At 64.5% G+C, this 14,654-nt stretch carries 12 protein-coding genes; 3 read left to right on the forward strand and 9 right to left on the reverse strand.

What is annotated here, in order from left to right; translation table 11 throughout:
* Positions 1-6: 6 nt before the first annotated feature.
* A complete protein-coding gene (selD, locus tag L338_RS14740) occupies positions 7-1,056 on the reverse strand; it encodes a selenide, water dikinase SelD (protein ID WP_022699171.1) in 1,050 nt (349 codons plus the stop codon).
* Positions 1,057-1,128: 72 nt separating this feature from the next.
* On the opposite strand from selD, the gene mnmH reads away from it, so the two are divergent.
* Positions 1,129-2,223, forward strand: coding sequence for a tRNA 2-selenouridine(34) synthase MnmH (mnmH, locus tag L338_RS14745; protein ID WP_022699172.1), 1,095 nt, complete (start codon positions 1,129-1,131; stop codon positions 2,221-2,223).
* Here mnmH and L338_RS16755 read toward each other — a convergent pair.
* A complete protein-coding gene (locus L338_RS16755; RefSeq protein WP_022699173.1) occupies positions 2,220-3,125 on the reverse strand; it encodes a transglutaminase-like cysteine peptidase in 906 nt (301 codons plus the stop codon). The two genes, mnmH and L338_RS16755, sit on opposite strands and share 4 nt — an antisense overlap.
* 186 nt (positions 3,126-3,311) lie before the next feature.
* Positions 3,312-4,319, reverse strand: coding sequence for a UDP-glucose 4-epimerase GalE (gene galE, locus L338_RS14755; RefSeq protein ID WP_022699174.1), 1,008 nt, complete (start codon positions 4,317-4,319; stop codon positions 3,312-3,314).
* A gap of 376 nt (positions 4,320-4,695) precedes the next feature.
* Here galE and wbaP point away from each other — a divergent pair, with 376 nt between their 5' ends.
* Together wbaP and L338_RS16760 are read left to right on the forward strand one after the other, a co-directional pair.
* Positions 4,696-6,186, forward strand: coding sequence for an undecaprenyl-phosphate galactose phosphotransferase WbaP (gene wbaP / locus L338_RS14760; protein WP_022699175.1), 1,491 nt, complete (start codon positions 4,696-4,698; stop codon positions 6,184-6,186).
* A gap of 5 nt (positions 6,187-6,191) precedes the next feature.
* Complete coding sequence (locus tag L338_RS16760; protein ID WP_022699176.1) at positions 6,192-7,049, forward strand: sulfotransferase family protein; 858 nt, start codon at positions 6,192-6,194, stop codon at positions 7,047-7,049.
* Here the strand turns inward: L338_RS16760 and L338_RS14770 are convergent.
* The 6 genes from L338_RS14770 to L338_RS14795 all read right to left on the reverse strand — a co-directional run.
* Positions 7,029-8,216, reverse strand: coding sequence for a polysaccharide pyruvyl transferase family protein (locus tag L338_RS14770; protein WP_022699177.1), 1,188 nt, complete (start codon positions 8,214-8,216; stop codon positions 7,029-7,031). The two genes, L338_RS16760 and L338_RS14770, sit on opposite strands and share 21 nt — an antisense overlap.
* 10 nt (positions 8,217-8,226) lie before the next feature.
* Entirely contained in the window at positions 8,227-9,498 is a 1,272-nt protein-coding gene (locus L338_RS14775) for an O-antigen ligase family protein (protein WP_022699178.1), read from the reverse strand.
* 7 nt (positions 9,499-9,505) lie between these two features.
* The gene (locus L338_RS14780; protein WP_022699179.1) at positions 9,506-10,255 is read right to left on the reverse strand and encodes a class I SAM-dependent methyltransferase; all 750 of its coding nucleotides are present in this window, start codon (positions 10,253-10,255) and stop codon (positions 9,506-9,508) included.
* Positions 10,252-11,592, reverse strand: a complete 1,341-nt coding sequence (locus L338_RS14785) for a lipopolysaccharide biosynthesis protein (RefSeq protein ID WP_022699180.1) — start codon at positions 11,590-11,592, stop codon at positions 10,252-10,254. Before L338_RS14785 ends, L338_RS14780 begins: the two co-directional genes overlap by 4 nt.
* The gene (locus L338_RS14790; RefSeq protein ID WP_022699181.1) at positions 11,589-12,698 is read right to left on the reverse strand and encodes a glycosyltransferase; all 1,110 of its coding nucleotides are present in this window, start codon (positions 12,696-12,698) and stop codon (positions 11,589-11,591) included. The genes L338_RS14785 and L338_RS14790 overlap by 4 nt, the downstream gene beginning before the upstream one ends.
* Positions 12,699-12,883: 185 nt before the next feature.
* Positions 12,884-14,654 (reverse strand): calcium-binding protein (locus tag L338_RS14795; protein WP_022699182.1); only part of this gene is annotated, 1,771 nt, incomplete at its 5' end.

A 14,654-nucleotide genomic window follows, 5' to 3' on the forward strand; every position in this document is an offset into this window, starting at 1 on the left:
GCGGTCCTAACGCACGGCGATCGCCGGCGATCCGGCCTGCATGCGCCCGATCACGGCCGCGTTCTCGTGCCCATGCTCATTGAACAGCGCCTTTACCTTGGCTGCCTGCGCCGGGTCGCACGCCACCAAAAGCCCGCCGCTTGTCTGAGGGTCGCAGAGAAGGTCTCGCGCGGGCGCATCGAGCCCCGGCGCGTCGACCATGCCGGCGATGCTTTCCCAGTTGCGGCCCGAAGCGCCGGTGCGCACGCCGTCCGAGGCGAGCCGCCGCGCGCCCTCGAACACCGGAACGCTGTCCGCCGCCACCGTGGCCGCCAGCCCGCTGCCCCGGCACATCTCGCTCAAATGCCCCAGCAGGCCGAACCCCGTGACATCGGTCACCGCGTGAACGCCCGCCATCCCGGCCAGCGCCGCGCCGGGCGTGTTCAGGCGGGTCGTGGAATCAATCATCGCCCTGTAGTCGGCCTCCGGGAGCAGGCCCTTCTTCAGCGCGGCGCTGAAAATACCAATGCCCAGCGGCTTGCCGAGGATCAGGACATCGCCGTCCCTTGCCCCGGAATTCATCAGGATATGGTCCGGGTGAACAAGGCCCAGCGCGACAAGCCCGTAAATCGGCTCCGTCGAGTCGATGGAATGGCCGCCCGCGATGGGCGCGCCCGCAGCCTCCGCCACATCCCGGCCGCCCGCCAGAATTTTCCGGATGGTCCCGGTTGAAAGCTGGCCGATGGGCATCCCCACCAGCGCCAGAGCGAAGATCGGCGCCGCGCCCATCGCATAGAGGTCCGAAATGGCGTTGGTCGCGGCGATGCGCCCGAAATCATAAGGATCATCGACAATGGGCATGAAAAAGTCCGTGGTCGCCGCCACCGCCGCCTCGTCCGAGACGCGGTACACGGCGGCGTCGTCGCTGGTCGCCGCATCCACGATCAGGTCGGCATGGCCGCCGCCCACCGGCATCTCGCTGAGGATTTCCCGCAGAACGGACGGCGCAAGCTTGCAACCGCACCCCCCGCCATGGGCCAGCGAGGTGAGTCTGGGTTCTGCCGCTGTGTCAGTCATGAATGGCCCGCTCCTGTCGCTTTCAACGCCGCGCAGGAAATCTACACGCCCGGCGCGGCGCGGCCAGCCCGCTTGACCATCCCCGCCCTTGGCCGTACCGCCAAGGCCATGGCTGGCGGCTCCCTGATCGAGACAGTGACGGATCTCTCCGTGCAATCGCTCGATCGTTATGACGACATTATTGATGTCCGCTCCCCGGCGGAGTTCGCCGAGGATCACGTTCCGGGCGCGATCAATCTGCCCGTTCTGGATGATGAGGAACGCGCGCGTGTCGGCACGATCTACAAGCAGGTCTCGCATTTCGAGGCGCGTCGCGTGGGCGCGGGACTGGTCGCGGCCAATATCGGCCGGCATCTGGGAGCCGCGCTTTCCGGCAAAGCGGCGGACTATAATCCGCTGATCTATTGCTGGCGCGGGGGCATGCGCTCCGGCGCCATGGCGACCATTCTTTCACGGGTGGGGTGGCGTTGCGGTCTGTTGAAAGGCGGCTACCGCAGCTGGCGGCGGCATGTGGTCGCCGCGCTGCGGGAAGAAGGCGCGCTATTGCCGATGGTCCTGATCGACGGTCAGACCGGCACGGCCAAGACGGAGATCATACGCCGCCTGATGGCGCAGGGCGCGCCAGCCATTGATCTGGAAGGACTGGCCGCGCATCGCGGCTCCGTCTTCGGCCGGATGGGGGCGGCGCAACCGGCCCAGAAAGGATTCGAAAGCCGGTTATGGGACCAGATCCGCCGCTTCGATCCGGACACGCCAATCATCGCCGAGGCGGAATCCTCCACCATCGGCCGCCTGCATATTCCCCGCCGCCTGTGGGACTCGATGCAGGCCGCTCCGCGTATCGAGATCACGGCCGGCGTGGAAACCCGGGCCCGCTATCTCGTCACGGCCTATTCCGACCTGACGGAGGACAAGGAAGCGATACTGACCGCGATCAATCGCTTGCGATCCCACCACTCCAAGGCGCAGATCGCGGCATGGGGGGAGATGGCGGAAAGCTGCGCCTATGAGGCGCTGGCCGCCGATCTGGCGCGCCAGCATTACGATCCCGCCTATCTGCGAAGCCGGAAAACGGGCGACGAAATCAAACAGATCGCCCTGCCAGATACGAGCCCGGAGGCGCTGGACAAGGCCGCGCGCCAGGTTATGGAGATCGCGGGCGGCTAGCCCGCCTGTTGCTGCGCCATCCGCCAGTCGAGAATATCGGCGCTGGCCTGAACGGCGATCCAGCGATACCCGCTATTGGCCCAGCCATTGATCCAGGGCGTGGTGTTATCCAGCACGAAGTCGCCCGCCGTGGTCCGCACCATCAGGACGGCGTGGTGACCGGCGCTTTCCGAATAACCCATGGCCAGCGCCAGCGCGCCGCGAGGCAGTCCGGCGTCAATCAGCGCCTTGCGCTTTTCCAGCGCGAAATCCTCGCAATCGCCCTCGACGCCCAGACCGAAAGTCAGCGGCATCAGCCACAGTTCGTCGACGCCATAGCGGTCTTCGTCCGCCACCCAGCGCAAACGATCATTGATGTCGCGATTGACCTGCTCCAGCAATTCGAACAGCTCAGGCGTCGCCTCGACCGTTTCACTTACCCGCGCCGCCGGCGTTTCCGCAGCCTTCACCGGCGCAGGGGACAGGTCACCGGATTCCGGCAGGGTCAGGCCCAGCGTCATGAAGCCGGTATTTTCAGCGGCAGCGAGTGCGGCCGGCAATTCCGGCTTGAACCACGGATGGGCGGGCGGGACCGGTTGCTCAACTGCCGCGTCATGGAACTTGATTTTGGCCGTCGCGCCCGGCTTGAACCAGGGATGCTCGGCGGTCATGGCGCGCCCCTGGCCCCCTGTGGCGGTTTCCAGCGCCGGGGCGCTTTCACGCGCGCCCATTTCGGACTGGCAGATCTCCGGGCGTTTTTCGCAGAAGGTCAGCAGGCCGCGGGGCGCTTCCGCCGGACCGGCAAGCTGCATGGCGGTGGAGCCGTCCATCGTCTTGCACGCCGCCGTCATTGAAAGGCAGAGAAGCGCGGCCAGTTGGCCGAACTTCAGACCCCGGTTTGAACGCTGTACCCGCTGACGCATTGACTTCATCCCCGCTCATTGGCGGGTGATGAGATACAATACTTGGGTGAGAACTCTTTTTACTTGTGTCGCGTGTTTTTATGAAAACTCACGATACATTATTCACTGTATATTCAGTATACTTACTGTTTAGATAGACTATAAAGTTTTGCCGTTGGCGGTTGCATTCTGTTTACCATGCTGGAGTCAGGACCTGCCGGCCTCACCCGGCAAGGCCATGCCCCACCGAGCCGCATGGAAGCGCGCGGCGTCCCGTACAATAGCCTCCAGCGCCGAATGCGTGCCGGTAAAGCCCAGGGCGCGGCGGGCAAATGAGGGATCTGCGGTCAGAACGGGCACGTCGCCAGCGCGGCGCGGCGCGATCTCGAACGGAACCGGTCGTCCCGTGACAGTTTCCACGGCGTCCAGAACCTCGCGCACTGAATGGCCGCGGCCCGACCCAAGGTTACAGGCCAGCGCCCTTGCGCCGCCCTCCAGAGCCGCCAGCGCCGCCAGATGCGCGGCGGCCAAATCATGTACATGGACGTAATCGCGCACGCAGGACCCGTCCGGCGTATCATAATCGCCGCCATACAGCTTCATCGGGCCGCCCCGCCCCGCCGCGGCCTTCAGGGCGTTGGGGATCAGATGGGTTTCCGGTTCGTGTTCCTCGCCGATCTCGCCGTCCAGATCGGCGCCCGCGGCGTTGAAATAGCGCAGGCAGACATACTGAACGCCATGCGCGGCGGCGAAATCATGGATCCGCCGCTCCGCCTCCCGCTTTGTCTCGCCATAGACATTCACCGGATTGCACGGATGGCGCTCGTCAATCGGAGTATATTTCGGCGCGCCATAGACCGCGGCGGTGGAGGAGAAGACTAGCTGTTTCACGCCGGAAATCCGCATGGCCTCCAGCACCGATTGCGTTCCAGCAACATTATTGTCCTGAAACGCTGCGGGCGACTGCTCGCCATTCGCCACCTCGATACTGGCGGCGAAATGCAGGACAGCCGTAACCGCATGGCTTTGCATGACGCCGGCCAGGCGCGGCGTATCCCGGATATCGCCCTCCTCGAACGGCCCGAAGCGGATATTATGGCGGTGGCCGGTGCTGAGATTGTCGAAGACAACCGGGGTAATGCCGCCCCGCGCCAGCGCCTTGGCGGCGTGCGCGCCGACATAGCCCGCGCCTCCGGTTACCAGCACCGATGCCATATACCCCACCCGATCCATGTCGCCCCATCATCGCCCCGCGCCGGGGCTGCGCGCAGACTAGCAAGAATCGGCCCGGTCACGACCCTTAATCATGGGCAGGCAGGCAACAAAAGCGCCCGGATTTCAAAGTGAAATGCCGCGTATTCGACTAAAGTTTTCTTGAATATGGCGGCTGGAGTCCGCATTCTCCGCGCCTGCTGCAAGGCTGGGGGAGAAATCGAGTGCTGCGCCTGGTCGCGAAGACTCAGTCTGACGGCCGCTCGCCGGGGCGGACGCGCAGTATAGCGCGGCCCTTTCCGGCATTGTTCTTGCCTCGTCATGTCTTCGAAACGGGAAAAATGGCGCCCTGTGCCGGCCGCCGCCCGGGGAAGGCCGCATGACTGAACTTCCAAAGGACTGGTCAAAAGACGGCGTGCCGAATTGGGGCGCCGCGCCCGCCCATGGATTTGTGCGTGAAACGGCCCGGAAAACGCGTCAGTCGCTGGGTCTTCACACCGTCATCCTGCCGCTTGGCGACCTCGCGGCGATCCTGGCCACCGCCTTCCTTTCGGTATTCGCGGTGGATTTTCTCTATGAGGGCCTGCTCGGCCTCGATTACGGGGCGGACGCGCCGGACCGGATCCAGCACCGTCTGGTGGAGCTGGCCGTCATCTCTCTTTTCGGCGTGATCCTGTTTTCCATAAATGGCGATTACCGGCGGCGCATTCCGTTCTGGCAGGAAATCAAACACATCATCGCGATCTGCTTCTTCCTGATGCTGGTCGACGGCTTCGGCCAGTTTGCCTTCAATCGCACGATTTCGCGCGCCTGGATCCTGGTCGGCTGGACATTGACGCCGGTCGCCCTGATCGGGATGCGCGCCATCGTGCGCGGCCAGTTGCGGCGCATGGGGTTCTGGACCGTGCCCACGGTTCTGGTCGGCTCCGACGACGCGCTGGGATCGGCCCGCTCGATTATCGAGAACGCGCCGGAGCTGGGCTATCAGATCGTTTCCGCCCTGCCGCTGAACAAACGCGGCGGGATCGGGAAACTGGCCGCAGAGCTTGGCCGCCTCTCTCCCGGCCTGGTCATCATCGCGCCCGGTCCGCAGGAGACCGAACACGCCGGCCGCCTGATCGATGAATGCAGCCGGCGGGACATTCCTTTCGCCATCGCCCCGTCTCTGGGCGCGATTCCAGTGCATGGCATGGAAATCGAATATTATTTCAGCCACGATTTCGCGCTTCTGCTGCCAAAACAGAACCTTCAGCGCCCCGCCGCCCGCGCGCTGAAACGGTTTTTCGACATTGTCGTGGCCTGGACGATGGTTCTGTTCCTCACCCCGCTCTTCGTGGCGTTCAGCGTTCTGATCAAGCTGGATGGCGGGCCTGTCGTGTTCGGCCATGAGCGCGTGGGGCGCAACGACAAGCCGTTCGAATGCCTGAAATTCCGGACCATGGTCGCCGACGCCGACGCCCGGCTGGCGCGGCATCTGGATCGCGACGCGGACGCGCGCGCCGAATGGGAGGCAAGCTTCAAGCTGAAGCATGATCCGCGCATCACCTGGATCGGCCGTTTCCTGCGCAAGACCAGCCTGGACGAGCTGCCGCAACTCCTGAACGTGATCCGCGGGGAAATGAGCCTGGTCGGCCCGCGCCCGGTGATCCGCGAGGAGCTGGAGCGCTATTATGGCGGTGAGGCCGCGCACTATACCAAGGCGCTGCCGGGCATTACCGGCCTGTGGCAGGTAAGCGGCCGCAACGACACCACCTATGCCGAGCGCGTGCGGCTGGACGCGTGGTACGCCAAGAACTGGTCGCTGTGGGGCGATATCGTCATCCTGCTGCGCACGGTGCCTGCGGTTTTGCGCAATAACGGCGCATATTGAACGCGATGCGCCTGCCCGATTTCCTGTTCATTGGCCCGTCCAAGGCGGGGTCGACGTGGCTGTTCGAGACGCTGCGGCGGCATCCGGGCATCTATGTTCCCCCGGCCAAGGACATCTATTTTTTCGACCGCTATTATAATCGCGGTCTGGACTGGTATGCGCGCCAGTTCGCCGGAGCGGACAACGGAGACCGCGTTACCGGCGAGTTCAGCCACGACTATCTTTATTCAAAAGACGCCGCCGGCCGCATAAGCCGCGATCTGCCCGACGTGAAGCTGATCGCCACGCCGCGAAATCCGTTCGAACGCGCGATCTCCCATTACAGATTTTCCCTGCGCAACGGCGCGAAGTTTCGTGATTTCGCGGATGGCGCGGCGCAAAACCCCGCGATCCTGACGCACAGCCTCTATGCGGACGCCCTCGAAACCTATCTGGACAAGTTTCCAGACGAGCAGGTTTTCATCGCGCCTTTCGACCGGTTGAAGGCTGAACCGCAACGTTTCCTGGATGATTTATGCGGCTTTCTGGGGGTCGATCCGGGGCAGACAGGCCCGGATAAAGCGCGCCGGAACAGCGCCGCCGCGGCGCGCAATCCCTGGCTGGCGCGGCAAGTTCATCGCGCGGCCAACGCCCTGAGAGACCGTGGGATGGGCGCAATCGTGGGCGCTTTGAAACGCTCGCCGGTGCGAAACGCCCTCTATAGCGAGGCGAAACAGGACGAATTGAGGCTGTCAGAGGCCGATTTCGCGCATATGCAGGCGCTGTTCCTGCCCGATATCGCGGCGACGGAAGGTCTGACCGGGCTGAATCTGGACGCCTGGAAGCGCACGCGCCTGGAAGACCTAGTGCCCCGGAAAGACTGACAGGGCGCGCAGCACGCCCGTTTTTGCTTCATCCGCCAGCTTTTTACGCCGATCCGCATCGACCGGCGTATCAAATGCGCCTTGCAGCGCCGCCAATATGGCGTCCGGGTCCGACAAATCCCCGGCGCAAAGGCTGTCCGGGCGCCCGGTTTGAGCGAAAAACGCTTCTAGCTTCGGGTCCCAGCCAAGCCCGACTTGCGGAATTCCATATGAGAAACTGACGATATTGGCGTGCAGGCGGTGGGCGATGACCCCGTCAAAACCGGCGATCCGTCCGGCCAGACCAACCGGATCGGCGGCGCGGGGGGCAAGGGTGACGCGTCCCTTTATTCCGAATTCGGCGGCCAGCGCGGCCGCAAGCCGTTCATCCTCGCCCGCGCCGTTGGTGAACAGCACGGCTTCGTAACCGGCCTCCGACAATCTGCGCGTCAGAACACCGTAACGGCGCGCAAATTCGGCGTCCGGCGCGCTGATTTTCGCGCCGTGGGTTCTCAAGGCGGCCGGGTGGGTGACGCCCAGCCCGATACGCGGCCGGCCTTGACCGGGCTTGGCGGCGAGACCGAAAAGGTCAGCCGCGGCAAAAGCCGGGTCCGGAAAAACCTCTATCGGAGGCGGGGAAACATCCATCTCCGCGAAATGGCGGATCAGGTTTTCCCGGGAGGCGTCGTCGCGCAAGGAAACGAAGGCCAGTTCGCCGGTCAGCATGCCTTCGAATAGATGGTAGGCGGCGGGGCTCCACCGCGCCGATACGCCGACGCCGTGAAGGGCGACCGGCGCGCCCGCCCGGCGCGCCTCATCGTATAAAGCGTTCAATTTCAAAGGAAAATTCAGGCTGGAATCGGCCAGAAGCTGCCCGCCGCTGATCAGCACGCCGCCGGCGCCGGCAAGGCTTTCCCGCCATGCCGGGCGCAATTTCAGACGGAGCGCGGGCTCCAGCGCCGCACGGGCGGTGAGATTGGCGGCGGGGCGCGGCAGACGTTCCAGAACGCCGAGCGCGGCGGCGCGCAGGCCGGGCCGTTTGGGCGCGGCAAAGCCCTGACGGCCTGCAATATCCAGCCAGCGCGGCGGCTTCATCCCGCCCTGCGCGGCAATGCGGGTGATGCATTCTGCGATCAGGCCGTCGCCCAGATTGGGGCTGTACATGACCGCGGCCAGAACCGGCATCATCTTGCTCCCTCTAGGCTTTTTCCGGCCGCGGCGGCTGGCACAGCCAGCCAAGCGCGGCATAGAAAATCCACGCGGTCGATGGCGAGGATATGGAGTAGCCAGCCACCATGCCCGCCGAGACCAGATAGACAAGCTGCACCCGGGCGTGAAAATCGATGGCGATCACCGACCGGTCCGCGTCCGCATAGCCTTTGCGAAGAAACACTGCGCGCAGAAAGAAGACGAAGATCAACCCGACCCCGATCAGACCGTAATCGGAGGTGAGTTGCAGGATGATGTTATGGGCGTGCTGGCCCACGGGCAGCGCCCCGATCCAGTAGAATTCATCCAGGAAGACCGCGCTTTCCCGCACCGCCACAAGGCCCGGAACGATTGTATGCGTTTCCAGCTGATAGGCCTGAACGGCGCCGGGACCGAGACCCAGAAGCGGGCTTTGCGCGATCAGTTGCAGGGTCCGCGAGAAGATCGCCACGCGGCGCTGCATGTTCACGTCCTGCCCGGCGAGGAGATCGCCGATGCGGTCGGAATAGAGGGTAAGAAAGGCCGCCGCGGCGATGACCGCCACCACGCCGAGCGCGTATTTCATATAGGCGCGAACACGTTCGGACATGGTGAAGCCGCGCTCGAAGAAAACGATATAGGCGAGCGCGGCGATCACTCCGAAAAAATATCCCGTTGAGCGGCTGGCCACCAGCGCGGCGAAAAGCAGGATGACAACCAAAAGCGATACGACCCGCCCCAGCCCGAAAACGCGGAAACGCGGGCTGGAAAACATCGCCCCCAGCGCCAGCAGAAAAACCGCGCCGATACTGCCCGCGAAGGGGTTTTTGGTTTCCAGAAACCCGACAATCCAGCGGCCGGTGGCGGTCTGAATGGATCCGAAATCGAATTGCTGCGCGCTGAAAGGCTGGGTCAGGAACGAGGCGAAGCTGATGGCGCAGATAGCCGCGCCGGTGATAATCCCGGCCTTGAACAGGGCGCGGAGATCATCGGCGTGCAGGCGTATGGCGGACAACATCAGTGAGAAAACAAGCAGGTAAAGAAGCCGCCCGTCCGTCGCCACCAGATCCACCAGCGCCGCCGGGGCGAAGCCGGGCCGGATATGCAGCGCAATGTTGAAGACGAGATAGGCGATAATGATCAGCAGGAAGACCTGGTTCTTCGCAATCGCCGGGTTCAGGCCGCGCCGGGCAAACAGGTACAGGCCGAACAGGATCAAGGCGGCCGGCGCCAGATAAGGCTGCCATTGCTGCATGTGGGCAAAAGCGAAGAGATAGCTCATCGCGCCGCTACCGTTTTCGCGCCACGACAAACAGGCTTTGCCCCAGGGCGGGCGGGACCAGCGCGTTATATAGACGCCAGAAGCGGGCCAGAAACAGGTTGCCGCCATGATAGGCGGGCGGGCCGGTATGGATGAAACTCAAATTCTCGAAATCGTCCGCCGGGAAATACCGGGACACCGCGCCCACGGTGTTGAGGCGGTAGCGGGTCGGGAAGACGTCCTCCCCCCGCCGGCCGCCCGTATCCAGTCCGCGCAGCATGCGGGCGTGGAACCGGTTGGGGATCAGCCGGGCGCCAATGCCGACATAGCCCCATTTGTTCGGGGTCCAGGCGAAGAACACGCCGCCCGGTTTCAGGACCCGGGCAATCTCCGCCGCCGCGGCCGCCGGATTGTCGACATGCTCCAGAACCGCCCATGAGGTTATGATGTCGAAATGCGCGTCCGGGAAGGGCAACGGCGCGTCAGGTTCGATCACCACGGCTTCATCGATCAGGGGATTGTCCCGGACGGCGGGGTCGATATCGCAACCGGTCAGCCGGGCGCACCGGCCCTTCAGCGTGGTCAGCGCGCGCTTGTAGCCGGTTTCCAGTTCCGCCCATTTCCCGCGCCCTGCCCCGTAATCCAGCACGTTCATCTCCGGGCGCAGAACGGAATGAATGAGGGTGAAGAACAGGACCCGATGGTCGTTGCGCGCAAAACCGGAAAGCCGGCTTTCCGGGTAGAGCGTTTCCAGTACGCGCTTCGCCTTCGGATTCATGACGTCCGCCCCAGTCCGAGAAGCGACGTGGCGACGCGGTGTGTGCGCGCGCCTTCCATCAGCAGCCAGATGTTCCAGACCACGGCGCCCAGCGAGACCGTCGCCGCCGCGCCCAGCGGCCCCGCCCAGAGCGCGGCCGGAATGAGGGCGGCGAGCGTGGCCGCATTGGTGACGGCGATCACCTTGAGATAGGTCCGCTCATGCCCGCTGATCTCCATCATCAAAACATTGATGCCGGACAGCGCACTGACGAGGTATCCCGCGCTCAGCACGATCAGGAGGGGGGCCTCCGCCCGGAAGGCGTCGCCGAACAGTCCCATAAGCGGCGCGGCAAAAAGAATGATGGCTATGAAGAGAGCCCCCGTCAGGGCGGCGCTGGCGCTGACCGTCAGGCGGGCGATGCGCCGCGCTTGGTCAAGCCGGCCCGCATGGAAATGCCGCGTCAGCATCGGCCCGGCCACAAGGCTGGACGCCATCAGCGCCAGACCCAGCAGCGTGGCGATCTTCAACGCCGTGAAATAGGCCGCAACGGCGGACGGCGAGAGCGCCAGACCCAGCAGGACCACGGAGAAATACGGCGTTCCGAAATTCACCACGGACGCCCCCCACAGACCCAGCGAGGCGCGCCGCCATTCCGCGGCCTCATATGCTGCCGGGCGCTTCAGCAACGCCGCCGGGCGGGTGGCGGGATGAAACCCGGCCTGCGTTAAGGTCACAGCGGCCAGAACGCCCCCGGTAATCCACAAGCCGGACGCCGCATCCAGCAGAGGCGTCAGGCCCAGAGCGGCGCCGGAGGCGGCGGCGATAACGCCGAGCCGCCAGAAAATATCGCGGGGGGCGAGCGCCAGAGTCATCCCGCCGAACGCGCGCAGGACATGCGCCTGGTATTCCGCCCAGCCCAGAGCCAAGGTCAGCGCGCCCGCCGCGGCCAGCCAGGCCCGGTTTTCCGGATCCGGCCAGAATAAACCCGAGACGGCCGCGCCCGCTCCAAGCAAGCCGCAGCCAGTAAAAACCGTGACGTATCCCGCGCGAAGAATTCCGGCGAGCCGGGCGTGGTCCTCCGCCTCCGCGTAGACCGGCGCGAAACGCAGGACCAGCATGCGCTGACCGAAACTGCCCAGGACCGCCAGCACGGTTGCGAGCGAGAATGCAAACCCGAAACGCCCGAAATCCGCCGGACTCATGGCCCGGGCGAGGGTCAGGAACATCAGGAAGGAAAGTCCGGCCGCGGCGATTTTAATGATCAGCGCCGCCGCGCCGCCCCGCGCAAGCCGCAAAAGCGTTTCGTCATTGGCCATCCGGGTCATCCGGGCCCGCATGCCGGCGGGGCCGGTCATCCGGAAAGCTCCACGCCGAGATCGGCCAGCGCCCCGGCCACGCCCTGCCGGAAATGCGTCTCGTCGAACTGGCGCGCATGCGATTGCAGGACGGCAGGGTCCAGCGAATCCAGCCCCTCCCGCTCGAACGTCTCAATCGCGCCGATCAGGCCCTCGACAGACGGATCGTCATAGAGAAGCCCGGTTTCGCGATCCCGGACCGTATCCAGAACCCCGCCCCGGCCATAGGCGATCACCGGACGGCCCGAGGCCATGGCCTCCACAGGCACGATTCCGAAATCCTCCTCGCCCGGGAAGACCAGGGCGCGGCATCGCGCCAGGCGGTCTTTCAGCGTTTCGAAAGGCGCCTTGCCGAGGAACTCCACTGTCGGCCCCGCCTTCCGCGCCAGCGCGCCGCGCGCGCCATCCGGCCCGCCGATAATGACGAGCTTTTTCTGCATGCGGGTGAACGCCTCCACCGCGATGTCCGGACGCTTATAGGGGGCCAGCTCCCCGGCCCAGAGATAGAAATCGCCGCGTTCCTCCGCCGCAACAGGCGCGAAATCATCCACCGCGACCGGCGGATGCACGATGTCCGAGCCGCGGCGCCAGTATTTCTCGATCCGGGCGGCGACATGGCGGGAATTGGCGAGGAAGCGGTCGACCCGCGCAGCCGAGGTTACATCCCATTGCCGCAACCGGTGAGCCAGCATCGGCATCGCAAGACGCGCCGGAAACGAGGCCTCTTCCCGGTAGAGATGGCGCTGATCCCAGATGTAACGCATGGGGCTGTGGCAGTAGCACAGATGCGGCGCGTCCGGCGGCGGTATGACGCCCTTGGCGGGGCCCGCTTCGCTGGAGATGACAAGGTCGTAGCCGGTCAGGTCCACCCCCTCCAGCGCGGCCGGCATGAAGGGAAGGTAATTGCGATAGAGGCGCCGCGCGAAGGGCAGGCGGGAAATGCCGGTGGTCCGGATGACGCGTCCGTTCAGCAGCGGGCTGATCCGCGCCGGATCGTGCACGTGAGTGAAAATATCGGCGTCCGGAAACATGCGGCAGAGCGCTTCCAGAACCTTCTCTCCGCCGCGCATGCCGACGAGCCAGTAATGAACCAAGGCGACCCGCATGCCGCGCTCCCCGCTCGCACTCGAAGAAAACCCCTGTGCAGAGCCTCGACCATACAGCTTAAGGCTCTGTTGCCGCTTTCTTTTTTCTTTAAAGCAGGACCGGCGCCACCGGGACAGGCGAACGGCGGCGGCCAAGATGACCGCCGCCGTTGCAGGCGTTGTTTTTACAAACCTGTTTCCGGGGGTCAGGCCCCGAACAGGAAGTCGCTGTTATCGATATCGCCCTGATCGACATTGACCAGGCGCAGCATCTCGCCGTCATCGCCAAAGCCGGTGATGATGGTGACATTATTGTTCTGGCTGATCGTGAGCTCGCTGACATCGCTGACCGCGAAAGCCGTCAGGTCGATCACGTCCACGCCATCCTCGAAATCGGCAATCGTGTCGCGGCCGCCGCTGATCCCGATGACAAAGGTGTCGGCGCCTTCCAGACCGCGCAGGACGTCATTTCCAGCCCCGCCGTCCAGAACATCGTCGCCTTCGCGCGCGATCAGCTTGTCGTCGCCATCGCCGCCAGACAGCGTGTCATTGCCGTCAAACCCGACCAGGACATCGTCGCCGCCAAGGCCTTCGAGAACCGAATCCAGCCCGTTATCGCCGTGAATGGTGTCGTTGAACTCGGAGCCGGTGATGTTTTCGACATTCCGCACCAGATCCCCTTCGGCGTCGCCGCCGATCTGCTCACCGCCCCGCCACAGGCGAACATCCACGCCCGCGGAGGAGTTGGAGTAATCGGCGGTGTCCACACCGTCACGGCCATTGATGATGTCCGATCCGGCGCCGCCCTGAAGGAAATCATTGCCTTCATCGCCGATAAGCCGGTCTTCGCCATCGCCGCCATAAAGGGTGTCGTCGCCATCATACCCGACCAGGTAATCGTCGCCGCCGCGGCCATCGAGCGTGACATCCTTGCCGTCATCGCCGCGGATCAGGTCGTCAAACTCCGACCCGATAACGCCTTCCATGGTGCGCAGAATGTCGCCTTCAGCGTCGCCGCCCAGCTGGTTGCCGCGATACAGGCGGACATCCACGGCCTCGTCGGAGTCCGAATAATCGACCGTATCGAAGCCGTGATCGCCCTTCAGGATGTCGGCCCCGGCGCCGCCGCTGATCAGGTCATCGCCGTTGCGGCCAACGATGACGTCATCGCCCGCGCCGCCGCTCAGCGTGTCATTACCGGCGTTGCCGTTGATGAAGTCGTCGCCGCCAAGGCCGTCGATGACATCATCCGATTCGTCGCCGACCAGGTGATCGTCGCCCTCTGTCGCCACGGGGCCGTCGCCCGTATTCACGGTCTGATCCGCAAAGACCAGCGTTTCGATGTCCGTGAAGGTGTCGGACCCGTCATCGCCGTCTGCGGCGTTGTTGTCCGTGATCGTGCCGGCTTCGAAATCGATCGTGTAATCGGCGCGGTTGCCGGTGAACACGATCTGGTCGTTGCCGTCGCCGCCGATGAAGGAATCGTCGCCCGCGCCGCCGCGCAGGGAGTCGTTGCCGTCGCCGCCGTTCAGAACATCATTGCCGTCATAGGTGCGCAGCGCGTCATTACCCGCCCCGCCTTCCAGCAAGGAGTCGATGCCGTTATCGCCCTGCAGCACGTCATTGAAGTCGGAGCCGATGACGTTCTCGACATTGCGCAGCAGGTCGCCTTCCGCGTCGCCGCCGGTCTGGGTGATGGCGCGGAACAGGCGCACATCGACCGCGGCCGATGAGCTGGCGTAGCTGACCGTGTCGGACCCGCCGCCGCCATTGATGTTGTCGGCGCCCGCGCCGCCAACAATGAAGTCGTCGCCCACCCGGCCAACGATGCGGTCATCCCCGGCGCCGCCATAGAGGGTGTCGTTGCCGTCATAACCGGTCAGCAGGTCGTCGCCGCCCAGGCCGTCCAGCGTGACGTCCATGCCGTTATTGCCCTGTAGCACGTCATTGAAGGACCGCGGCCCATGTCCGTGAAGC

This window comes from Euryhalocaulis caribicus, assembly GCF_000412185.1.
GTDB lineage: Bacteria > Pseudomonadota > Alphaproteobacteria > Caulobacterales > Maricaulaceae > Euryhalocaulis > Euryhalocaulis caribicus.

Excerpts from the sequence above, each read along its gene's own strand:
- selD (WP_022699171.1), bottom strand. The coding sequence starts at position 1,056 with ATGACTGACACAGCGGCAGAACCCAGACTCACCTCGCTGGCCCATGGC.
- L338_RS16755 (WP_022699173.1), bottom strand. The coding sequence starts at position 3,125 with ATGCGTCAGCGGGTACAGCGTTCAAACCGGGGTCTGAAGTTCGGCCAA.
- galE (WP_022699174.1), bottom strand. The coding sequence starts at position 4,319 with ATGGCATCGGTGCTGGTAACCGGAGGCGCGGGCTATGTCGGCGCGCAC.
- wbaP (WP_022699175.1), top strand. The coding sequence starts at position 4,696 with ATGACTGAACTTCCAAAGGACTGGTCAAAAGACGGCGTGCCGAATTGG.
- L338_RS16760 (WP_022699176.1), top strand. The coding sequence starts at position 6,192 with ATGCGCCTGCCCGATTTCCTGTTCATTGGCCCGTCCAAGGCGGGGTCG.
- L338_RS14770 (WP_022699177.1), bottom strand. The coding sequence starts at position 8,216 with ATGATGCCGGTTCTGGCCGCGGTCATGTACAGCCCCAATCTGGGCGAC.
- L338_RS14775 (WP_022699178.1), bottom strand. The coding sequence starts at position 9,498 with ATGAGCTATCTCTTCGCTTTTGCCCACATGCAGCAATGGCAGCCTTAT.
- L338_RS14780 (WP_022699179.1), bottom strand. The coding sequence starts at position 10,255 with ATGAATCCGAAGGCGAAGCGCGTACTGGAAACGCTCTACCCGGAAAGC.
- L338_RS14785 (WP_022699180.1), bottom strand. The coding sequence starts at position 11,592 with ATGACCGGCCCCGCCGGCATGCGGGCCCGGATGACCCGGATGGCCAAT.
- L338_RS14790 (WP_022699181.1), bottom strand. The coding sequence starts at position 12,698 with ATGCGGGTCGCCTTGGTTCATTACTGGCTCGTCGGCATGCGCGGCGGA.